Raw genomic sequence first — 20,547 nt, 5'->3', positions numbered from 1 at the left:
TCGACCAGGCCGACCGCGCTGATCAAGAAACCGGTTTCTCGGGGTGAGCCTATAAGATGATTGATGACGGCACCACCCATGATGAGTTGGACGAGGACGTATGAGCAACCGGTTCCCCGCTGCTGGCCCGACGCCGACGATCTCGGACGTCGCCGTGCAGGCGGGCGTCTCGAAGGCCACCGTGTCGCGCGTGCTCAACGGCAAGGCCACCGTCGACGCGGCGATCGCCGACCGCGTCCTCGCCGCGGTCGAGGCCCTCGGCTATCGGCCGAGCATGCTTGCCCGAAGCTTGTCGCTCGGCCGCACGAACACCATCGGGGTGGTCGTGCCCGACCTCGAGAACCCGATGTTCCAGGAGATCCTGCGCGGGGTCACCCGGGCCGCGGCGGCCGACGGCTACCGCGTCCTCGTGACCGACACCGAGGAGGACCCGGCCGACGAGGCGGCGGCGGCCCGCGAAGCCCGTCGTCGCTGCGACGCGATCGTCCTCTGCTCACCCCGCCTGGCCGAGCCGGAGCTTCGAGCGTTACTCGCGGAGCTGCACCCGGTCGTGCTCGTCAACCGCGAGCTCGCCGACTCGCCTGTTCCGTCGGTGTCCATCGACTACGCGAGCGGCATGGAGCAGGTGCTCGCCGAGCTGCACGCACTCGGGCACCGGCACATCCTGTACCTCGCCGGGCCCGCCGCGAGCCAGGGCGATCGCCTCCGACGGGTCGGTATCGCCCGCGCCCGCTCGGACCTCGGCGATCTTTCCGTCGACATCGTGACGGCCGGCTCTGCGCTGGTGGACGGCGCGGCGGTCGTCGAGACGGTGGTGCAGCACGACGCGACCGCCGTCGTCGCCTTCAACGACCTCGTCGCCCTCGGGCTCGTCTCGGCGCTCCGCGGTGCCGGTGTGTCCGTCCCCTCGGCGCTCAGTGTGGTCGGCTTCGACGACATCCCGTTCGCGGCGTTCGCGGTGCCGGCGCTCAGCACGGTGTCCGTCCCGCGGCGCGAGCTCGGTGCCGAGGCGTGGACCAGACTCCGCGACACCATCGGCGGCGCGGACGGTGGACACCCGCTCGTCTTCCGACCGCGGTTCGTCGCCCGGGAGAGCACCGCAGCGCGCCCGGCCGCGAGTCCGCCGGTCTGGCACGGAACCGAGCAGCACCCCACGTCACCGGAGCTGACCGCCCGGCTCGGCGACCGCGAGGTCCTCGTCCTCCACGACGGCAGCGGCCTCGGACCGACCGACGCCCCGCGACCGTTCGCGCACCCCGTCACCTCGCTCGGCGGGACCGTCGTCACGGAATCCGGCCCCGACGACCACCCCCACCATGTCGGGTTCTCGATGGCCGTCGCCGACGTCGACGGCGTTTCCTACTGGGGCGGTCGCACCTACGTCGCCGGGCAGGGGTCGACGATGCTCGACAACCACGGTGTCCAGCGGGTCACCGAGACCGAGGTGCACGCCGGTGTGCTGCGTCAGTCGCTCAACTGGACCGGACGCGACGGGACGACGCAGCTGCGGGAGTCGCGCAGCACGGTCGTCGAGGCGTTCGCCCTGCCCGGATCCGATGTCGGGAGCGGGAGGTCGGCGCTCCGCGTCGCCGTCTCCAGCGTCCTGCAGACGACGGGATCGACGGTGACGATCGGATCGCCGGCGACGAACGGTCGTGAGGGCGCCGGGTATGGCGGATGGTTCTGGCGGCTGCCCGCGGACGCCGGACGGTCCGTCCTCAGCGCGGAGGGGCCAGGGGAGTCGACCGCGCACGGCTCCCGTGCGGCGTGGGTCGCCTTCGTCCTCGACGCCGACGGTAGCGCCGACCCGGAGACGGGTGACGCGGCCGAGTCCGCCCCGACGCCGGCTCGACGCCCCACGACCGTCCTGTTCCGGCAGCCCGCAGCGAACGCCTTCCCCTGGTTCGTCCGTGCGGCCGAGTACCCGGGTGTCGGGGTCTCGCTCGCCGCCATCACCCGCACCGCCATCACCGCCGACACCCCGCTCGTCACCGGTCTGGAGGCGGTCGTCGTCGACGGCGCCCTGGACGCGGAACAGGCGGACGCCATCCACTGCGCGCTCCTCACGGCCGAGGAACGCCGCATCGAACCGCGCAGCACCGAACCGCGCAGCACAGGGAGTGACGCATGACCAGCACCGACCACACCACCGTCCCGACCGTCGTGGTCGTCGGGATCCACGGCCATGGCGCCAGCCACGTGGCGGCAGCCAGGGCGCTCGCCGCGACCGGCGCGATCCGCCTCGTCGGCCTCGTCGACCGGACCTTCACCGAGGAGGACCGCGCCACCGGGGACGCGCCGCTCCGCGGTTCACTCGAGGAGTGCTTCGCCGACGGGCGGGTGGACGTCGTCATCCTCTCGACGCCGATCCACACGCACCTGGACCTCGCCGTCGCCGCCCTCGAGCACGGCGCCGACGTCCTGCTCGAGAAGCCGCCGGTGACCTCGAACGACGAACTCGATCGGTTGCAGGCCACCGCCGCCCGGACCGGCGGGCTCGTGCAGGTCGGGTTCCAGAGCCTCGGGTCCCACGCGATCGGCGAGATCGCGGCCATCGTCGACAGCGGGGAGATCGGGGCCGTGACAGCGCTCGAGGCGAGGGGCACCTGGGTCCGCACCGTCGGGTACTGGACGCGTGCCGCATGGTCGGGCAGGCGCTCGCTCGACGGTGTGCCCGTCGTGGACGGTGTCGTCACCAACCCCCTCGCGCACGCGGTCCAGACCATGCTGCGGCTCGGCGGTACGACCGACCGTGCGGCGATCGCCACCATCGACCTCGATCAGTACCGGGCAAACGACATCGAGGCCGACGACACCTCGGTCGTCCGCATCATCCCACAGCGCGGTCCGGTCATGACGGCGGCGCTCACCCTGTGCGCGCAGGCGACGAACGACCCGGTGGTCACGGTGCGCGGGGAGCTCGGCTCGATCCGGTTCCACTACACGCGCGACGAGGTCGAGGTGGTCGTCGACGGTGTCACCCGGCGACGCTGGACCACAGGCCGGACCGAGCTGCTCCCCGACCTCCTCCGCGCGCGCGAGGCGGTCCGGGCGGGTCAGGACGCCGCACTCGTCAGCTCCCTGGCCGACGCGTCCGCCTTCACCGCCGTCCTCGACGCGGTCCGATCGGCCCCAGCGCCGCACCCCATCCCCGCTGATCTCGTCGAGTGGTTCGGGACGGGCGACGAGCGCCGCCCGGTGATCCCGAGAATCGAGGAGCTCGTGGCCGAAGCGGCCGCCACCGGCAGCACCTTCGCCGAACTCGGGGCCGATTGGGCCCGGCGATGAACGACGAGCGACCCGGGCCGGACGAGGACGACCGCCGGCGCAAGCACGCCCGGCTCGTGTCGCTCCTGGAGGCCCGCGGAGCAGGCACGATCGTGCTGCGGTCCGCCGCCGCGGTCAGCTGGTACCTCGACGGCTCGCGCGTCCATGTGAGTCTCGCGGCCGACCCGATCGTCGCGGTCGTGGTCTCGCCGGGCGACGCGTGGCTCGTCGCGACCTCCAACGAGGTGGACCGGCTGCAGGCCGAGGAGCTGCCCGACATCCGCGTTCGGACGGTGCCGTGGCACACGCCGATCGACACGGTGCTGCCGAGTGGGGACGGGGTGCTGCAGGAGTCCGACGTCGCCGCCGAGCTTCGGGCGGCGCGTGCGTCGCTCCTCCCTGCCGAACTCTCGCGGTTCCGTTCGCTCGGGCGGGCGACGACGTCGGCGCTCGAGACGCTCGTCGACGAGGTCGCTCCTGCCTGGACGGAACGCGAGGTCGCCGCTGACCTCGCCGGGCGCCTCGTCGCGGCCGGGATCGACCCTCTCGTCCTCCTCGTCGCCGGGGAGCACAGACTCGCCCATCGGCACCCGCTGCCGACCGAGGGGCGACTCGGTTCCCGGGCCATGGTCGTCGCCTGCGGCCGCCGCGACGGGCTCATCGTGAACCTCACGCGGTGGTTCGACGAGGGCGGCACCCCGGCCGAGCCGTTCGCCACCGACATGCAGCGCATCCGGGCCGTCGAACGTGCCTATCTCGACGCCACCGTGCCGGGTGCCTCGCTCGCCGACATCCTCCGGACGGGGAGTGCCGCTTACGCCGAGCAGGGCTTCGACGCCGAGGAGTGGACGGAACACCATCAGGGCGGTGCGGCCGGCTACGCGGGACGCGATCCGCGCGCCACGCCTGGGGCGAGCGATGTCGTCCAGCCCTGGCAGGCCTTCGCCTGGAACCCGACCGCACCCGGCGTGAAGGTCGAGGACACCGTCGTGGTCACGCCGGACGGTGTCGAGGTGCTGACGACGAGCTCGGCCTCGACCCACCAGATCCCGTCCACCGTGGGAGGCTGAAGACATGACCCAACACATCGTCATCGCACCGGACTCGTTCAAGGGCACGGCGACCGCCGCGGAGGTCGCTGAGGCGATCGCCGACGGGTGGCGGACCGTCCGACCGGATGACCTCCTGCAGTCGCTTCCCATGGCCGACGGCGGCGAGGGCACGCTCGACGCATTCGCGGCCGCCGTCCCTGGAGCGCGTCGGCACCCGATCACGGTCACCGGCCCGGTCGGCGACCCGGTGGACGCCGAATGGCTCGAGTTGCCCGACGGCTCCGCGGTCGTGGAACTGGCGCAGACGAGCGGGCTGACCCTCCTCGACCCCCTGCAGCCGTTCGCAGCGCACACCGTCGGCTTCGGCGAGGCCATCGCAGCCGCGCTCGACCACGGTGCGCGACGACTGCTGCTCGCGATCGGCGGAAGCTCCAGCACGGACGGCGGAGCCGGACTCCTGTCCGCGCTGGGGGCCCGGTTGATCGACGCCGACGGCGGTTCGACGGCGCACGGCAATGCGGGGCTGGCGACCCTGGACCGGATCGACACCACCGGCCTCCGCGCGCTGCCGGCCGACGGTGCGGTCATCCTCAGCGACGTGACCAACCCGCTGCTCGGCGACCGCGGCGCCGCAGCGGTGTTCGGACCGCAGAAGGGGGCAGACGCGACGGACATCCCCGTCCTCGACGCGAACCTCGCGCGGTTCGCGCGTCGAGCCCAGGACGCCTTCGGCCAGGACCTCGCTGACGCGGCAGCGGTCGAACCCGGCGCCGGTGCCGCGGGCGGTGCGGGCTTCGGCCTCCTCGTGTGGGGAGCCACCGCCACCTCGGGCGCGGGTGGTGTCGGTGAGGCGATCGCCCTCACGGAAGCGGCCGCCGCGGCGTCGATCGTGATCACGGGCGAGGGCCGCTTCGACGACCAGACGGCCGACGGCAAGGTCGCATCCTGGGTCGCGGGGCTCGCGGTGGACCGGACCATGCTCGTCGCCGGAGCGATCCAGGCGCCCACCGAGGGGATCTTCCTCGCGGCGGCCTCGCTCACGGAGCTGGCCGGCGGCGTCGAGGCGGCGATGGCCGAACCGCTCGTCCACCTGCGTGCGGCAGGGGCGGCACTGGCCACCCAGTACCGCCCCTGATCACGTCACCCGGCGGTGACGTACGTCAAGCGGTGACGTCGATGAGGACCTTCCCGACCGTGTCGTCCTCGACGGCGGCGTGGGCCGCAGCCGTCTCGGCGAGCGGGAACACCGTCAGCGCCAGACCGTGGTCTTTGCCGACGTGGAGCGCGCCGTCCTCGATCGCAGCGGTGATGTCCTCAGCGGCGGCGTGGAGTGCGGCGTCGCCGACCGTGTAGAGCAGCATGAACTGGAGCCGTGTGTTGAGCCCCATGTGCGGACGGATGTCGAGCGTGATCGAGTCACCGCCGTTGTTCGCGTAGCTGACGACCGTGCCGCGCGGGGCGAGCACCGCCTGGTCGAGGGGGAGGTTCTGCGCGATCGCGACCTCCACGACGAGGTCGACGCCGTCGGGCGCCACCTCGCGGATCGCCGCGGCGGTGTCGCCCTCGCGGTAGTTCACGACGTGGTGCGCTCCCGCGGCGGTCGCGAGGCGGGCCTTCTCGTCGCTGCTGATGGTGCTGATCACCGTCGCGCCCGCCCAGCGCGCGAGCTGGATCGCGGCATTGCCGACGGCGCCGGCGCCACCCTGGACGAGGACCGTCCGGCCGTCGAGGGCACCGGGGGTGAGGCGGGTCGGACCATCCTGCGCGACGGTGAGTGCACGGTGCGCGGTCATCGCGGGGACACCGAGGCTGGCGCCGAGTTCGAAGGACGCGGCGTCGGGCAGGGGGACCACACGGGAGGCGGGCTGGACCGTGAACTCCTGGGCCGTGCCCAGCGGGCTCTCGTGTGCAGCGAGGTACACCCAGACGCGGTCACCGACGGCGAAGGTGGTCGCCGCGTCGCCGGCAGCGGGGCCGACCGCGTCGATCACGCCGGCACCGTCGAGGTTCGGGACGACCTCGGGGAACGGCATGCCACCCGAGGGGCCGCCGCCGCGCCTGGTCTTCCAGTCGGTCGGGTTGACGCCGGAGAACGCGAGCTTGACGCGGACCTCGCCGGGGCCGGGCTCGGGGAGCTCGCGCTCGACGAGGTGGAGGACGGACGGGTCACCGTTGGTGGAGTAGACGATCGATCGCATACCGTCGCCAACGTCTCCGCCCCGCGGAAGATTCCGTGGTGGCACTTCGACAGGCTCAGTGACCGGTGGATGTTCGCTCAGTGACCGGGTGATGCTCGGTGACCGATGGGGGATATCCGTTCCCTGAGCTTGTCGAAGGGCCCCCGGGTGGCGTTGCGGTTCGGGGGCTTCGGTGTGTGGCACTTCGACAGGCTCAGTGACCGGGGGGATACGCGTTCCCTGAGCTTGTCGAAGGGCCCCCGGGGTGGCGTTGCGGTTCGGGAGGCTCCGGTGTGTGGCACTTCGACAGGCTCAGTGACCGGTGGGGGTCGGCTCGGTGACCGGCGGAGGTCGGCCCCGGGACCGGTGGAGGTCGCCTCGGGCACCGCCTCAGGCTCGGGCGGCGTACTGCTCCCGGGCGATCCCGGACGCGTCGGCAGCGACCGCCCGAACCGCACCGTCGCCGGCCCCCACCGCAGTCCACACCGGACGGGTCCCGCTGAGCACCCAGGCCGCCTGCACCGCTGCGCCGTCGGCGACGTACTCCCCGGGTGCCGGCACGACGACCGGGACGTCGAAGACCTCGCGGGCGATCGCCTGCACCGCCGGGTTCTGCGCCGCTCCGCCGATGAGGAGGACTCGTTCCGCCGTGACGCCCTGCGCGAGCACCGCGTCGAGACCGTCGGCGAGTCCGCAGAGCAGCCCCTCGATCGCCGCCCGGGCGAGCCCCTCCCGCGTCGTCGACTCCAGGGTCATGCCGAAGAGGGTCGCCGTGGCGTCCGGCCGGTTCGGCGTGCGCTCACCCTCGAAGTACGGCTGGAGCACGAGACCGCGCGCTCCGGCCGGGGCCTCGAGCGCGAGTCGACCGAGTTCCGCGTGGTCGACGCCGAGTAGCGCGGCCACCGCGTCGAGGATCCGGGCGGCGTTGAGCGTCGCGATGAGCGGCAGGAACGCGCCGTCGGCGGAGGCGAACCCGGCGACGGTGCCCGAGCTGTCGCGGACCACGGCCGGCGTCACGGCGAACACCGTCCCGCTCGTCCCGATCGACACGACGACGTCGCCGGCCGTCGCCCCGAGCCCGAGGGCGGCTCCCGCGTTGTCACCGGCGCCCGCCCCGATGACGGTGTCCGGCCCGATGATGCCACCGTCGACACCGGTGCCGGCCGACTCCTCCGGCGCGAGCACACGCGGGAGGATCGCATCATGGCCGAGCGCTGCGACGAGTAACTCGCGGTCGTACTCACCGTCGGCGGGCGACCAGTACCCGGTGCCGGAGGCGTCGGATCGGTCGGTCGTCAGTTCGGCGAGGTCCGCGCCGAGTGGGCTCTCGTCGGTTGGGCCGAAGCCGCGCAGACGCCAGCTCAGCCAGTCGTGGGGGAGCGCGACGGCGGCGACCTCGGCGGCGTTCGCGGGTTCGGCATCGCGCAGCCAGCGCAGCTTCGTGATCGTGAAGGAGGCGACGGGGACGCACCCCGTCCGCTGGGCGAGTTCCGCAGCGCCGAACTCCGTGATGAGGTCCGTCGCGGCCTGCGCGCTCCGGGTGTCGTTCCAGAGGAGTGCCGGACGGATGACGCGTCCGTCGACGTCGAGCGCGACCATGCCGTGCTGCTGCGCCGCGACCGACACCGCGGCGACATCTGCCAATCCGCCTGCGGCGGAGGCCGCCTCCTGCAGCGCCTGCCACCACGCGGCCGGGTCGACCTCGGTGCCGGCGGGGTGCGCCGCACGTCCTTCGCGGACGAGTGCTCCCGTCTCGGCGTCGCGGATGACGACCTTGCAGCTCTGGGTGGACGAATCGATGCCGGCGACGAGCGTCATCGCTCTCCCTGTTCTCGGTGGTGGGCGGTCGGGTGACCGCCGGGTCTGCTGTGGGGGTGGAACGCGGAACGGCGTTCCGCCCCCGATCCTCTCGGATCGGGAGACGGAACGCCAGGTTCGCGGGTGTCGGCTAGCGCGCGCCCATGAGGTGGTCGACGGCCAGCTGCTGCAGGCGGACGAACCCGAAGCCCTTGCCGCCGAAGTAGGCGTCGGCGTCGAAGTCCTCGTACGACGAGCGGTCGGCGAGCAGCTGCTCGACGGTCTCGCCGGGGTTGAGCGTCGGCTCGCGCAGCTCGGGCACGCGGGCGGCGGCCAGCGCCTCCTGCACCTCGGGGTCGGCGCGGAACGCCTCGGCGCGCTCCTTGAGCAGCAGGTACATGCGCATGTTGGCGGCTGCGGAGTCCCACACGCCCGTGATGTCCTCGGTGCGGCTCGGCTTGTAGTCGAAGTGACGCGGGCCGTCGTACGCGGGGCCGCCGTTCACGCCACCGTGCTCGAGGAGGTCGACGAGCGAGAACGCGTTCTGCAGGTCGCCGTGCCCGAAGACGAGGTCCTGGTCGTACTTGATGCCCCGCTGGCCGTTGAGGTCGATGTGGTAGAGCTTGCCCTGATACAGCGCCTGGGCGATGCCGGCGGTGAAGTTGAGGCCCGCCATCTGCTCGTGGCCGACCTCGGGGTTGATGCCGACGAGCTCCGGGCGCTCGAGGGTCTCGATGAACGCCATCGCGTGGCCGAGCGTCGGGAGCAGGATGTCGCCGCGGGGCTCGTTGGGCTTCGGCTCGATCGCGAAGCGGATGTCGTAGCCCTTGTCGGTCACGTAGTCGCCGAGGAAGTTGACGGCCTCGCGGTAGCGCTCGAGCGCCGCCTGCACGTCCTTCGCGGAGTCGTACTCGGCACCCTCGCGGCCGCCCCACATGACGAAGGTCTTGGCGCCGAGCTCGGCGGCGAGGTCGAGGTTGCGGAGCACCTTGCGGAGGGCGAAGCGTCGGACGGCGCGGTCGTTCGAGGTGAAGCCGCCGTCCTTGAAGACGGGCGCGCTGAACAGGTTGGTGGTCACCATCGGCACGATGACGCCGGTGTCGGCGAGCGCCTGCTTGAGGCGGTCGATCTGCTTCTGGCGTTCGGCGTCGGTCGAGCCGAAGGCGAAGAGGTCGTCGTCGTGGAAGGTGAGGCCGTAGGCGCCGAGGTCGTTCAGGCGGGTGACGGCCTCGACCACATCGAGGTCGGGGCGGGTGGGGCCACCGAACGGGTCGGTCCCGTTGTAGCCGATCGTCCAGAGGCCGAAGGAGAACCGATCGGCTTTGGTGGGGGTGAGGCTCATGCGTGCAGTCCTTCAACGTCGTTGGTGAGTGGATGATTTGTTGTTAACCACAACTTATAGTCGAGACTAGCAGATCGTCGGCCTCGCGTCACCGGTCGAAGGTCGCGAAATATTTCGTTAGCATGGGCAGAACTTCTCGCTGGAGAGACGGCCGTCCGGCCCGACGGAGCGGGATCGGAGGACTCGGATGAGCGACGACCTCGCGGTGCAGACCGCTGGACCCGGTGCCGTTGGCGGACGCGCGACCCTGTCGCGCATCGCCAGGGAGGCCTCCGTGTCGGTGTCGACCGCCTCGAAGGTGCTCAACGGGCGGCCGGGGGTGTCGCCGGACACCCGGGAGATCGTCGAACGGCTGCTGGACCGCCACGGGTACAGTCGCCGCGGTGCCGAGCTCGCGCAGGGCTCGCTCATCGAGCTCGTCTTCGAGTACATCGACAGCTCGTGGTCGCTCGAGATCATCCGCGGTGTCGAGAAGGTCGCGCGCCAGCACGGCATGAGCGTCACCCTCACCGAGACGGGCGCTCGGCGTTCGACCGGTGAGGGCTGGGTCGAGAGCATCATCTCGCGGAAGCCGGTCGGGGTCATCCTCGTGTTCTCGGACATCGACCCGGCGTACCGGCGCCAGCTCCACACGCGCAACATCCCGGTCGTCGTGGTCGACCCGGCGGGGGACCCGGGCCCGGAGGTCGCCGCCATCGGCTCCACGAACTGGTCCGGCGGGATGGCCGCGACGCGCCACCTCATCGAGCTCGGTCACCGCAGGATCGGCCTGATCTCGGGCCCGCAGGACCTCATGTGCTCGCGGGCGAGGGTCTCCGGCTACCGGTCCGCGCTCGAGGAGGCCGGGATCCCGCTCGACGAGACGATCCTGCGCCGCGGGGAGTTCATCCCGGAGGCTGGACGCGTCCTGGCGCTCGAACTGCTGCAGCTCGAGGACCGACCGACCGCGATCTTCGCCGGCAACGACATGCAGGCGTTCGGCGTCTACGAGGCTGCGCGCTCGCTCGGGATCTCGATCCCGGAGCAGCTGTCGGTCGTGGGGTACGACGACGTCCCGCCGGCCAAGTGGGTCGGCCCGGCTCTCACGACCATCCGGCAGCCGCTCATCGAGATGGCCGAGGAGGCGACCCGCCTGGTGCTGAAGCTCCGGTCCGAGACGGTCGACAACATCCGCCTCGACCTCGCCACCTCCCTCGTCGTCCGGGGTTCGACCGCTGCCCCGCCCACCCCTAGCCCGCGAACTGTCACTCGCCGCTAGTCCCGGCGGTCGGGAATGTGCCGGAGTGACAGTTCGCGGGTAAGGGTGGGGGTGGACGGGCTGGCGATGGGTGCGAAAAGTTTCCAATGCGGGATAGGGAAGTTGCGGGGGAACAGGCGGCGGGGCTAGCTTCAGGGCACCGCAGCGAAGCGATCCGGAACCCCGGGGCCGCAGCTGCGCGAGCAGCTCGGGAGCGTTGCACATGGCGGGAAGCGGACGGCCGGAACTCCGGGTGGCGATGATCGGATACGGCTTCATGGGAGCCGCACACTCGCAGGCCTGGCGCACCGCACCGCGCTTCTTCGACCTCGACGCGGAACCGGTCATGGCGACGATCGTCGGCCGCAACGCCGAAGCACTCGAAGCGGCCCGCGTGAAGTTCGGCTGGGAGTCGGCCTCGACCGACTGGCGGAGCGTCATCGCCGACCCGTCCATCGACATCGTCGACGTCTGCACGCCCGGCTCCTCGCACGTCGAGATCGCGATCGCCGCCCTCGAAGCCGGCAAGCACGTCCTCTGCGAGAAGCCGCTCGCCAACAGTGTCGAGGAGGCGGAGCTGATGGTCGCCGCGGCCGAGGCGGCGAGGGCCCGCGGCGTCCGCTCCATGGTCGGCTTCAGCTACCGTCGTGTGCCCGCCATCGGGTACGCCCGCCAGCTCATCGCGGAGGGCGCGCTCGGCGACGTCCGTCAGATCCGCGCGCTCTACCTCCAGGACTGGCTGAGCGACGCGGAGGGCCCGATGACGTGGCGCCTCGACAAGGACCAGGCCGGCTCCGGCTCGCTCGGTGACATCGGCGCGCACGCCATCGACCTCGTGCAGCACCTGACCGGTGCCCGACTCGACACCGTCAGCGGGACGCTCGCCACCTTCGTCACCGAGCGACCGCTCCTCGGTGAGACCGTCGGCCTGAGCGGGACCGCCTCGGAGGAACGCGGCGCGGTCACCGTCGACGACGCCGCCTGGTTCACCGCGAAGCTCACGGGCGGACTCGCGGACGGCGCGATCGGTGCCTTCGAGGCCACCCGCTACGCGACCGGCCGGAAGAACGCGCTCCGCATCGAGCTGAGCGGCTCCCGCGGAGCCATCGCCTTCGACCTCGAGCGGATGAACGAGCTCGAGGTGTACGACGCCACCGCTCCTGCCGGTAAGCAGGGCTTCACGCGCATCGTCGTCACTGAGCCGGAGCACCCGTACATGGCCGCCTGGTGGCCGACCGGTCACGGCATCGGCTACGAGCACCCGTTCTCGCACCAGGTGCGCGACCTCGTCCAGGCCATCACCGCCGGCACCGATCCCGAGCCGTCCTTCGCCGACGGGCTGCAGGTCCAGCGGGTCCTGCGTGCCGTCGAGTCGAGCGCGGCGAACGGCAGCGCCTGGACACCCACCGACTGATCCGTCCCCATCGCACCATCAGCAGCAGCACCCACCAAGGAGAGAACGCAATGACGCTTCGTACTTCATCCCGCCGTCGGACCCGACTGGCCGCAGTCGCCCTCGGCGTCTCGGCCCTCATGCTCGGCGCGACCGCCTGCTCCAGCGGCGGCGGCGCCCCGAGTGGCAGTGCCACCCTCTGGGGCCTCACCGGCACCGACGAGGACACCGTCCTCGGCCCGTCGCTCAAGGAGTGGAACGGCGCCAACGCCGACGGCCAGGTCGCCGCGACCTACTTCCAGAACGACGCCTACAAGACCAAGATCCGTACGGCCGTCGGCGCGGGCAGCGCCCCGACCATCATCTACAGCTGGGCGGGCGGCACCCTGAACTCCTATGTGGACGCCGGCAAGGTCGCCGACATCACTTCGGAGACCGCGGACGCGAAGGGCAAGTTCCTCGAGTCCGTCTGGAACCAGGGCGTCATCGACGACAAGGTCTACGCGGTGCCGATGAACGCCACCACGCCGATCATGTTCTACTACAACAAGGACGTCCTGAAGGCCGCCGGGGTCGAGGTCCCGACGAACTTCGACGAGATCGTCGACGCCATCCCCAAGCTCAAGGCCGCAGGCGTGGCCCCGTTCTCGCTCGCCGGTGCCTCCAAGTGGCCGTCGCTCATGTGGGAGGAGTACCTCGTCGACCGCGTCGCCGGACCCGAGGCCTTCAACAAGATCATGGCCGGCGAGGCCGACGCGTGGAGCGACCCCGGCATCATCGAGGCGAACGAGAAGATCCAGGAGCTCGTGAAGGCCGGCGCGTTCGTCGACGGCTACGCCTCGGTCACCGCCGACAGCAACGCCGACGTCGCCCTGCTCTACACGGGCAAGGCCGCGATGATGCTCCAGGGCGCCTGGGTCATGACGACCTTCAAGCAGCAGGCGGCCGAGTTCGCCGAGAAGGGTCTCGGTTACACGACCTTCCCCGCTGTCACGGGTGGCAAGGGCGACCCGTCGAACATCGTCGGCAACCCGTCCGGGTACTTCTCCATCTCCGCCTCGGCGACGAAGGAGCAGAAGGCCAGCGCGCTGAAGTACCTCACCGAGGGCGTGTTCGACAAGGGCTACATCGACCGCATGGTGAAGGCCGGCCAGGTGCCGCCCATCACCGACATCGACTCCGAGATCGCGGACGCCGGCGGCGACTTCGGCACGACCGTCTACGACCTGACGAAGAACGCCAAGAACTTCCAGATGTCGTGGGACCAGGCGCTCCCGCCGGCACAGGCGACCGCGCTGCTGACGAACCTCGACCAGCTGTTCAACCTGCAGATCACCCCGCAGGAGTTCTCCGACAACATGAACAAGACGATCGGACAGTGATCTCCCGATGACCGTCACCCGTCCATTGAACGGGGCCCGAGGGGCCGGTGCGGCAGCGATGCGCCGCCGCACCGGCCCCAGCGGCTGGATGGTCGCGCCGGCGCTGGGCTTCTTCCTCGTCTTCGCGATCATCCCGCTCATCGTCGCCCTGTACCTGAGCTTCACCCGCTGGGATGCGATCACCGACCCCGCGTGGGTCGGCCTCGACAACTGGGCTTCCGTCCTCGTCGACCCGGTCGCGATCGACGCCCTCGTCCTGACCCTCAAGGTCATCGTGATCTCCTGGATCGTCCAGACCCCGATCAGCCTGCTGCTCGGGACCTGGACCGCCGGCAAGCAGCGCAACCGGGCCGTCCTCGGCGCGATCTTCTTCCTGCCGCTCCTGCTGTCGTCGGCGGCGACGGCCATCGCGTTCAAGGCGATCCTCGACCCGAACTTCGGCCTGTCGGCGTCGCTCGGCATCCCGTTCCTCAAGCAGGACTGGCTCGGCAACCAGCAGCTCGTGCTCTTCGTCGTGATCTTCATCATCGCGTGGCAGTTCGTGCCCTTCCACACGCTCCTGTTCCAGGGTGGCGTGCGGCAGATCCCGGCGTCCCTCTACGAGGCGGCCGAGATCGACGGCGCGGGGACGGTCAAGCAGTTCTTCCACATCACGCTCCCGCAGCTGCGGTACACGCTCGTGACGTCGTCCACGCTCATGATCATCGGTTCGCTCACCTACTTCGACGTGATCTTCGTGCTCACCGGCGGCGTTCCGAGCGCCGGCACCCGCATCCTCCCGATCCTCATGTACGTGACGGGCTTCTCCGCGAGCCAGTTCGGGCAGGCGAGCGTCATGGCGATCATCCTGGCCGTCATCGGTCTCGCCATCGCCCTGCTGCTCACCAAACTGAGCGGCTTCGCCAAGATGGACAGTCAGCAGGAGGGCCTCTGATGTCAGCGACCAACCCACTCACGAAGCCCGGTGCGCTCCCGACCGGGAGCCTCGACACGGTCAGCGTCTCGACCGCCGGGTCCAAGCGCGGACGCCCGGGCGAGCACGAGACGCGCGGCAGGCGCCCCCGCGGTGCCCGCCGTAAGCCGAACATCATCGGCGGGATCGGCGCATGGATCTGGCTGCTCATCATCGTGCTGCCGATCTACTACATCGTCATCACGAGCGTGCGCCCGCAGGCCGGGTTCTTCTCGAGCAACCAGCTCATCCCGCCCACCGACCCGACCCTCGACGGCTACGCCCTCGTCCTGCAGAGCGACTTCTTCCTCTATCTCGGCAACAGCGTCGTCATCACCGTCGCGAGCGTCGCCGTCACCGTGTTCGTCTGCCTCATGGCCGCGTACGCGATCGTGCGCACCAACTCCCGGTTCACGCGGGGAGCGTTCTCGTTCTTCCTGCTCGGCCTCGCGATCCCGCTGCAGGCGACGATCATCCCGCTGTTCTACATGCTCAGCAAGGCGGGACTCTACGACACCCTCCTGGCGCTGATCCTGCCGTCGATCGGCTTCGCGGTGCCCGTCACCGTGCTCATCCTGTCGAACTTCATCCGCGACATCCCCAAGGAGCTGTTCGAGTCGATGACCGTCGACGGGGCGTCGAGCTGGCGGACCCTGGTCTCGCTCGTCCTCCCGCTCGCCCGGCCGGCGATCGTCACGGTCGCGCTCTACAACGCGCTCAACGTGTGGAACGGCTTCCTGTTCCCGCTCGTGCTCACGCAGTCGCCGAGCAACCGGGTGCTGCCGTTGTCGCTGTGGACGTTCCAGGGCTCCTTCAGCGTGAACGTGCCGGCCGTGCTCGCCGCCGTGGTGCTGTCGACCCTGCCGATCTTCATCCTGTACCTGTTCGGCCGACGCCAGTTGATCAGTGGCATGACCGCCGGCTTCAGCAAGTAGTGCCGGTCGCGAGTCGACCGGAGACGGAACCACCCCCTGAGAGGAACACATGACTGACAAGCAGGCGCTCGTGGTGCGAGGCGGCTGGGACGGGCACATGCCCGTCGAGACGACCGCGGCCTTCATCCCCTTCCTGGAGGCGAACGGGTTCACCGTCCGCGTCGAGGACGGGACCACCGTCTACACGGACACCGACTACCTCGACACGGTCGACCTCATCGTGCAGATCAACACGATGAACACCATCGAGCCGGAGGAGTTCGCCGGCCTGCAACGCGCCGTCCTGAACGGGACGGGCATGGCCGGTTGGCACGGCGGGATCGCGGACTCGTACCGCAACAACGCCGACTACCTCCACATGATCGGTGGCCAGTTCGCGCACCACGCCGGCAAGGACCCGGCCGAGCGGACGGGGGAGCAGTCCGACAACTACATCCCCTACACCGTCCACATCACCGAGTACGGCCGGACGCACCCCATCACCGAGGGGATCGAGGACTTCGACCTCGTCACCGAGCAGTACTGGGTGCTGAGCGACGAGTACAACGACGTCCTCGCGACGACGACGCAGGAGGTGCGGCCCTGGGACGCGTGGAACCGTCCCGTCACGGCGCCCGCCATCTGGACCCGCCAGTGGGGGAAGGGCAGGATCTTCGTGTCCGCGCCCGGCCACCGCATCGAGATCGTCGAAGACCCGAACGTCCGCACCATCATCGAAAGGGGCCTGCTGTGGGCAGCACGCTGAACGGGTCATCGGAGAGCACGGGAGGGTCCGTCCTCCGGGTCGGCGTCATCGGCGTCGGCAACATCTCGAAGCAGTACTTCGCCGAGTTCCCGAAGCTCCCGAACCTCGAGCTCGTCGTCGTCGCGGACCTCGACCTCGCCCGCGCCGCGGAGGTCGCCGCCGAACAGGGCGTGCGGTCGTCGAGCGTCGACGAACTGCTCGCCGACCCCGAGGTCGACGTCGTCCTGAACCTCACCATCCCGGCCGCGCATGCCGAGGTCGCGCTCCGGGCCCTCGAGGCCGGCAAGCACGTCTACGGGGAGAAGCCCCTCGCGCTGTCGACCGCCGAGGCACGACCGGTGCTCGAGCTCGCGGCGGCGAAGGGCCTCCGCGTCGGCAGCGCGCCGGACACCGTCCTCGGGTCCGGGGTCCAGACGGCGCTCGCCGTGCTCGACAGCGGCGCCATCGGTCGGCCGATCGCCGCAGCCGTCGCCTGGAGCGCCCCGGGACATGAGCTGTGGCACCCGGCCCCCGCGTTCTACTACCAGCCGGGTGGCGGACCGCTCCTCGACATGGGGCCGTACTACCTGACGAGCCTCGTGTCGTTCTTCGGTCCCGTCGTGCGGGTGTCGGGCGCGGTCGCGCGGTCGGATCGTGAGCGGTCGGTCGCGACCGGAGCGCTGGCCGGGACGCCGATCCCGGTGCACGAGGAGGTCGACACGCATGTCACCGCGATCCTCGAGCACGCGAACGGGGTGGTCTCCACCGTGACGGTCTCGTTCGAGGTGTGGGCGAGCCGCGTGCCGCTCTTCGAGGTCTACGGGACGGGCGGGACGGTCGCCGTGCCCGACCCGAACCGGTTCTCGGACCCGGTGGAGATCGCGACGGCCGACGACCGCACCTGGCGGGCCGTCCCCGACAGCGCCGGCTTCGTCGACGCCGGGCGCGGGGTCGGCCTGTCGGACCTGGCCGAGGCGATCGAACAGGACCGACCGCATCGGGCATCGGGCGACCTCGCGTTCCACGTGTTGGAGATCATGGAGGCGATCATCGTCGCCGGTCGTGAGCACCGCGTCGTGGAACTGACGAGCACCGTCCCCCGCCCGGCGCCGGTGGCCCGCGAACTGTCACTCCGGCACAGTTCCAGCCGCTCGGACTAGCGTCGAGTGACCGTTCGCGGGACCGGAAGCAGGCGGACGTCGGTGAGGGTGCCGTCGGTCACTCGCGCGGTCATCATCGTGCAATCCGGTTGACGACGGCGGTCCGTCGGCGACCCGGGGTTGAGCAGACGCAGGCCGGCGGGCGAAACCGAGTCCCACGGGATGTGGCTGTGTCCGAAGACCAGGACGTCGGTGTCGGGGAAGGCCTCGTCGGCCCGTCGCTCGCGACCGGTCGCCGCCCCCGTCTCATGGACGACGGCGAACCGCAGTCCGTCGATCTCGAAGCGCGCGACCTCGGGAAGGCGCGCGCGGAGACCTGGGCCGTCGTTGTTGCCGAAGACACCGACGAGGCGGGCAGCCCGGGCCTTGAGGGCGTCGAGGGTCGCCTCGTCGACCCAGTCACCCGCGTGGACGACGACGTCTGCTGCGTCGACGGCGGCCCAGGCCGCGTCCGGCAGGGCCTTCGCCCGCTTCGGCAGGTGGGTGTCGGCGAGGAGGAGCAGCGAGGTCGGCATGTTCCCACGGAAGCGGATCGCGCCGACCTCGTCAACCGGGTGGTGCTCCCGCGCCTGTCCACCGGCACGGGGGCCGGGCCGTGGACCCCCGTTCACGGACACTCCCGCAGGAGGGGCGACTAGGGTGATCCCATGCCCGCAACCGACCTTCGTTTCTCCGGGAGGATCGCCGGCTACGGCACCACGGGTGGCGTCCGCATCGTCCTCGGGCTCTGGTCCACCTCGCCGTTCGGCTCGTTCGCCGACGCGATGATCGAGGACTCCCGCGGCAAACGCCTGCTGCTCGCGCCGACCCAGGAGATCGCCGACTTCATCTCCTCCACGTACACCTTCGACGACGTCGAGATCGGCACCGTCGGCTGGACCCGCCTACCGACGGGGCTCCGCTTCGTGGGCGGTCCGCTCGACACGACCCTCCGCATCGGCGGGAGCTCTCCGCTCGGTCGTGCGCTCCGGGTCGTCCCCAAACCCGTGGCCGTGAACCCCGTCTGGCTGCAGACGATCGACCCCCTCGCCCGCGTGCTCCAACCCGGCGCCCGGACGGCGGGCTCCGCAGGCAACGGTCGACGCGAGTACTACGGCGTGACCGGCGCCCGCCGCATCACCGCCGCCACCGCGAGCTGGTCCGGTGCCGACCTCGGCACCCTCGCCCGACTCGACCCGCCCGTGCGCTTCGGCTTCGGCTCCGCGCCGGCCGACCCGCACCTCGTCGACATCGTGACCACGGTCCGCCAGCCCGCGTGAGCTGGTCGGGCGTCGCGCTGCTCACCCGCTAGCCGCTAGCCGGTGCCGGCGTCGCAGGAGGAGATCCGCGCGGTGGCAGGACGTCACTCACCCGAACGTCCTGGCGCCGTGCCGATCTCCTGCTGTCGAGCCGCGGACCATCCAGACGTCGACCTCGTCCTCGCGTTCGAGCGTGAAGCCGTGGCGCTCGTAGAGGCGGCGGGCCGGGCTGCCCTGCAAGACGTTCAGGCGGAACGGGCGCGGGTCGCCGTCGTCGGCCAGGAGCCGTGCGAGCACCGCGGTGCCGAGGCCCACGCCCTGGTGTTCGGGCGCCAGATAGAAGTGCTCCAGCCACCGCTCGTCGGGTTCCGGGCGGAGGGCGACCAGCCCGGCCGTGATGCCCTCGACCTCGATCACCGAGGTGTGTTCCGGTCGATATCCGCCGAGGAAGCGCTGGCGCACGCGGGTCTCGTCGTAGCGACCGAGGCGCTCGAGGTCGGGTCGCATGACGACGGCACGCAACTCGACCATCCAGGTCGAGTCGTCGATGGTGGCGGGGCGGAGTGTCCAGGCGGCGGGCATCCGTCCAGTCAACCATCCGTGGCCGGAGGCGGGTGAACCGGCGTGTGCTCGGATAGGGGACACTGGAGGGATCGAGCAGAGGGTGTGCGTGTGAGCGAGTCGACAGCGGTCGGGGCGGGTCCAGCGGGCGGATCCGGCATGGGGAGCGGACTCGACTCGGTGCGCCGTCGCAACCTCGGCCGGATCGTCGAGCTCGTGCATCAGGGCGGCGTGCAGTCGCGGTCGGCGCTCACGAGGACGACCGGGCTCAACCGGTCCACGGTCGCCGCGCTCGTCACGGAACTCGCCTCGATCGGAATCGTCACGGAGTCCGTCCCGGTCGGTGGGCAGGGTGTCGGCCGGCCGTCGCCACTCGTCTCGGCCGGCCCGCGAGCCGTCGCCTTCGCAGCGAACCCGGAACTCGACGCGATCACGGTGGCGGCCGTGCGACTCGGCGGCGAGGTCCTCGAGCGCGTACGTCGCGAGGTCGACACGACACCGTCGGCGGCCGAGGCGACGGCGATCATCGCTGAACTGGTCGCGGAGCTCGCCGACCGCCTGCCCGAAGAAGCTCTCGGCGGCGGTGGGATCGGGCTGGCGGTCCCCGGTCTCGTCCGGGACGCCGACGGGGTCGTCCGGCTCGCACCGCACCTCGGGTGGGTCGACGAGCCCTTGGTCGAACGGCTGCGTGCCGCGACCGGTCGTGCGGTGTTCGCGGCCAATGACGCGAGTCTCGGCGCCCGGGCGGAGCGGACCTTCGGGGCGGGCCGCGGTATCGACGACCTCGTCTACCTGAACGGTGGCGCGAGCGGTATCGGTGGTGGCATCATCGCCGGTGGCCGACCGGTCGGGGGTGCGCGCGGCTATGCGGGGGAGTTCGGCCACACCTCGGCGACGACCGCCGGCAATGCGCTCGAAGACGCCGTGCGACGCAGCGAGCTCCTCCGTGTCGCCGGTCTCGCCGCCGGGGACGACACGGTCCTCGAAGCGGCGCTCGCCGAGGGCATCGCGGCCGATCCGGCTGGGGCGATGCGGGAGGAGGTCGTCCGGCAGGCCAGGACGCTCGGACGGGCGCTCGCCGGGACGGTGAACATCCTCGACCCCGAACTCGTCGTCCTCGGTGGGCATCTCGGGATCGTGCTCGAACTGGCGTCGGAGGAGTTGCACGACGCGGTCCGTGAGCGGGCGCTCGTCCCGCCGTTCGAGGACGTCTCGATCGTGCGCGCGGAACTCGGCCAGGACCTCCTGCTCATCGGTGCCGCGGAACTCGCGTTCGATCGACTCATCGCGGACCCCGCCGCCTGGTGATCGTCGCCCTGGGTGCTGTCGG

General features: G+C 71.0%; 18 protein-coding genes. 13 read left to right on the top strand and 5 right to left on the bottom strand.

What is annotated here, in order from left to right:
• The first annotated feature begins 100 nt into the window (after positions 1-100).
• The 4 genes from QRN44_RS09425 to QRN44_RS09410 are packed head-to-tail and all read left to right on the top strand — an operon-like array spanning position 101 to position 5,454.
• Positions 101-2,131 (top strand): DUF6807 family protein, encoded by a 2,031-nt coding sequence (locus QRN44_RS09425; RefSeq protein WP_285038985.1) that lies wholly within the window; start codon positions 101-103, stop codon positions 2,129-2,131.
• Entirely contained in the window at positions 2,128-3,288 is a 1,161-nt protein-coding gene (locus QRN44_RS09420; RefSeq protein WP_285038984.1) for a Gfo/Idh/MocA family protein, read from the top strand. Before QRN44_RS09425 ends, QRN44_RS09420 begins: the two co-directional genes overlap by 4 nt.
• Positions 3,285-4,337 carry a M24 family metallopeptidase gene (locus tag QRN44_RS09415; RefSeq protein ID WP_121293753.1) on the top strand — a complete coding sequence of 351 codons (1,053 nt, stop codon included), beginning with the start codon at positions 3,285-3,287 and terminating at the stop codon, positions 4,335-4,337. Before QRN44_RS09420 ends, QRN44_RS09415 begins: the two co-directional genes overlap by 4 nt.
• 4 nt (positions 4,338-4,341) lie before the next feature.
• A complete protein-coding gene (locus tag QRN44_RS09410; RefSeq protein ID WP_285038983.1) occupies positions 4,342-5,454 on the top strand; it encodes a glycerate kinase in 1,113 nt (370 codons plus the stop codon).
• 25 nt (positions 5,455-5,479) lie between these two features.
• Here the strand turns inward: QRN44_RS09410 and QRN44_RS09405 are convergent, their stop codons facing one another.
• The 3 genes from QRN44_RS09405 to xylA form a co-directional block, all read right to left on the bottom strand.
• Positions 5,480-6,517, bottom strand: a complete 1,038-nt coding sequence (locus tag QRN44_RS09405) for an NADPH:quinone reductase (protein WP_285038982.1) — start codon at positions 6,515-6,517, stop codon at positions 5,480-5,482.
• A 369-nt stretch (positions 6,518-6,886) separates the two neighbouring features.
• Positions 6,887-8,314, bottom strand: a complete 1,428-nt coding sequence (locus QRN44_RS09400; RefSeq protein WP_285038981.1) for an FGGY family carbohydrate kinase — start codon at positions 8,312-8,314, stop codon at positions 6,887-6,889.
• 130 nt (positions 8,315-8,444) lie between these two features.
• Positions 8,445-9,635 carry a xylose isomerase gene (gene xylA / locus QRN44_RS09395; RefSeq protein ID WP_064295008.1) on the bottom strand — a complete coding sequence of 397 codons (1,191 nt, stop codon included), beginning with the start codon at positions 9,633-9,635 and terminating at the stop codon, positions 8,445-8,447.
• 187 nt (positions 9,636-9,822) lie between these two features.
• Here xylA and QRN44_RS09390 point away from each other — a divergent pair, with 187 nt between their 5' ends.
• The 7 genes from QRN44_RS09390 (at position 9,823) to QRN44_RS09360 (ending at position 17,418) form a co-directional block, all read left to right on the top strand.
• Positions 9,823-10,893, top strand: a complete 1,071-nt coding sequence (locus QRN44_RS09390) for a LacI family DNA-binding transcriptional regulator (protein WP_285038980.1) — start codon at positions 9,823-9,825, stop codon at positions 10,891-10,893.
• Positions 10,894-11,095: 202 nt separating this feature from the next.
• Positions 11,096-12,286 carry a Gfo/Idh/MocA family protein gene (locus tag QRN44_RS09385; RefSeq protein WP_285038979.1) on the top strand — a complete coding sequence of 397 codons (1,191 nt, stop codon included), beginning with the start codon at positions 11,096-11,098 and terminating at the stop codon, positions 12,284-12,286.
• Positions 12,287-12,336: 50 nt separating this feature from the next.
• On the top strand, positions 12,337-13,647 hold the full coding sequence (locus tag QRN44_RS09380; protein WP_285038978.1) for an extracellular solute-binding protein: 1,311 nt from the start codon (positions 12,337-12,339) through the stop codon (positions 13,645-13,647).
• 7 nt (positions 13,648-13,654) lie between these two features.
• Positions 13,655-14,581 (top strand): carbohydrate ABC transporter permease, encoded by a 927-nt coding sequence (locus tag QRN44_RS09375; protein WP_071258845.1) that lies wholly within the window; start codon positions 13,655-13,657, stop codon positions 14,579-14,581.
• Positions 14,581-15,534, top strand: a complete 954-nt coding sequence (locus tag QRN44_RS09370; protein WP_079003217.1) for a carbohydrate ABC transporter permease — start codon at positions 14,581-14,583, stop codon at positions 15,532-15,534. Before QRN44_RS09375 ends, QRN44_RS09370 begins: the two co-directional genes overlap by 1 nt.
• A gap of 49 nt (positions 15,535-15,583) precedes the next feature.
• Positions 15,584-16,279: a ThuA domain-containing protein gene (locus tag QRN44_RS09365; protein WP_064295003.1), complete on the top strand. Its 696-nt coding sequence runs from the start codon at positions 15,584-15,586 to the stop codon at positions 16,277-16,279.
• Positions 16,264-17,418: a Gfo/Idh/MocA family protein gene (locus QRN44_RS09360; RefSeq protein WP_285038977.1), complete on the top strand. Its 1,155-nt coding sequence runs from the start codon at positions 16,264-16,266 to the stop codon at positions 17,416-17,418. The genes QRN44_RS09365 and QRN44_RS09360 overlap by 16 nt, the downstream gene beginning before the upstream one ends.
• On the opposite strand, the gene QRN44_RS09355 is transcribed toward QRN44_RS09360, so the two are convergent.
• On the bottom strand, positions 17,415-17,933 hold the full coding sequence (locus QRN44_RS09355; protein WP_285038976.1) for a metallophosphoesterase family protein: 519 nt from the start codon (positions 17,931-17,933) through the stop codon (positions 17,415-17,417). The genes QRN44_RS09360 and QRN44_RS09355 overlap by 4 nt on opposite strands.
• A gap of 132 nt (positions 17,934-18,065) precedes the next feature.
• On the opposite strand from QRN44_RS09355, the gene QRN44_RS09350 reads away from it, so the two are divergent.
• Positions 18,066-18,677: a hypothetical protein gene (locus tag QRN44_RS09350; RefSeq protein ID WP_064295001.1), complete on the top strand. Its 612-nt coding sequence runs from the start codon at positions 18,066-18,068 to the stop codon at positions 18,675-18,677.
• Positions 18,678-18,764: 87 nt separating this feature from the next.
• On the opposite strand, the gene QRN44_RS09345 is transcribed toward QRN44_RS09350, so the two are convergent.
• Positions 18,765-19,238, bottom strand: a complete 474-nt coding sequence (locus tag QRN44_RS09345) for a GNAT family N-acetyltransferase (protein WP_285038975.1) — start codon at positions 19,236-19,238, stop codon at positions 18,765-18,767.
• A gap of 90 nt (positions 19,239-19,328) precedes the next feature.
• Here QRN44_RS09345 and QRN44_RS09340 point away from each other — a divergent pair, with 90 nt between their 5' ends.
• Positions 19,329-20,525, top strand: a complete 1,197-nt coding sequence (locus tag QRN44_RS09340; protein WP_285038974.1) for an ROK family protein — start codon at positions 19,329-19,331, stop codon at positions 20,523-20,525.
• Positions 20,526-20,547 lie beyond the last annotated feature (22 nt).

The sequence above is a fragment of the Plantibacter sp. lyk4-40-MEA-4 genome, assembly GCF_030209415.1.
GTDB lineage: Bacteria > Actinomycetota > Actinomycetes > Actinomycetales > Microbacteriaceae > Plantibacter > Plantibacter flavus_A.
Note: the sequence above shows the minus strand (reverse complement) of the source record. Positions and strands in the feature narration are given on the sequence as shown.

Coding starts and splice junctions, on each gene's coding strand:
- QRN44_RS09425 (WP_285038985.1), top strand. CDS start 101: ATGAGCAACCGGTTCCCCGCTGCTGGCCCGACGCCGACGATCTCGGAC.
- QRN44_RS09420 (WP_285038984.1), top strand. CDS start 2,128: ATGACCAGCACCGACCACACCACCGTCCCGACCGTCGTGGTCGTCGGG.
- QRN44_RS09415 (WP_121293753.1), top strand. CDS start 3,285: ATGAACGACGAGCGACCCGGGCCGGACGAGGACGACCGCCGGCGCAAG.
- QRN44_RS09410 (WP_285038983.1), top strand. CDS start 4,342: ATGACCCAACACATCGTCATCGCACCGGACTCGTTCAAGGGCACGGCG.
- QRN44_RS09405 (WP_285038982.1), bottom strand. CDS start 6,517: ATGCGATCGATCGTCTACTCCACCAACGGTGACCCGTCCGTCCTCCAC.
- QRN44_RS09400 (WP_285038981.1), bottom strand. CDS start 8,314: ATGACGCTCGTCGCCGGCATCGATTCGTCCACCCAGAGCTGCAAGGTC.
- xylA (WP_064295008.1), bottom strand. CDS start 9,635: ATGAGCCTCACCCCCACCAAAGCCGATCGGTTCTCCTTCGGCCTCTGG.
- QRN44_RS09390 (WP_285038980.1), top strand. CDS start 9,823: ATGAGCGACGACCTCGCGGTGCAGACCGCTGGACCCGGTGCCGTTGGC.
- QRN44_RS09385 (WP_285038979.1), top strand. CDS start 11,096: ATGGCGGGAAGCGGACGGCCGGAACTCCGGGTGGCGATGATCGGATAC.
- QRN44_RS09380 (WP_285038978.1), top strand. CDS start 12,337: ATGACGCTTCGTACTTCATCCCGCCGTCGGACCCGACTGGCCGCAGTC.
- QRN44_RS09375 (WP_071258845.1), top strand. CDS start 13,655: ATGACCGTCACCCGTCCATTGAACGGGGCCCGAGGGGCCGGTGCGGCA.
- QRN44_RS09370 (WP_079003217.1), top strand. CDS start 14,581: ATGTCAGCGACCAACCCACTCACGAAGCCCGGTGCGCTCCCGACCGGG.
- QRN44_RS09365 (WP_064295003.1), top strand. CDS start 15,584: ATGACTGACAAGCAGGCGCTCGTGGTGCGAGGCGGCTGGGACGGGCAC.
- QRN44_RS09355 (WP_285038976.1), bottom strand. CDS start 17,933: ATGCCGACCTCGCTGCTCCTCCTCGCCGACACCCACCTGCCGAAGCGG.
- QRN44_RS09350 (WP_064295001.1), top strand. CDS start 18,066: ATGCCCGCAACCGACCTTCGTTTCTCCGGGAGGATCGCCGGCTACGGC.
- QRN44_RS09345 (WP_285038975.1), bottom strand. CDS start 19,238: ATGCCCGCCGCCTGGACACTCCGCCCCGCCACCATCGACGACTCGACC.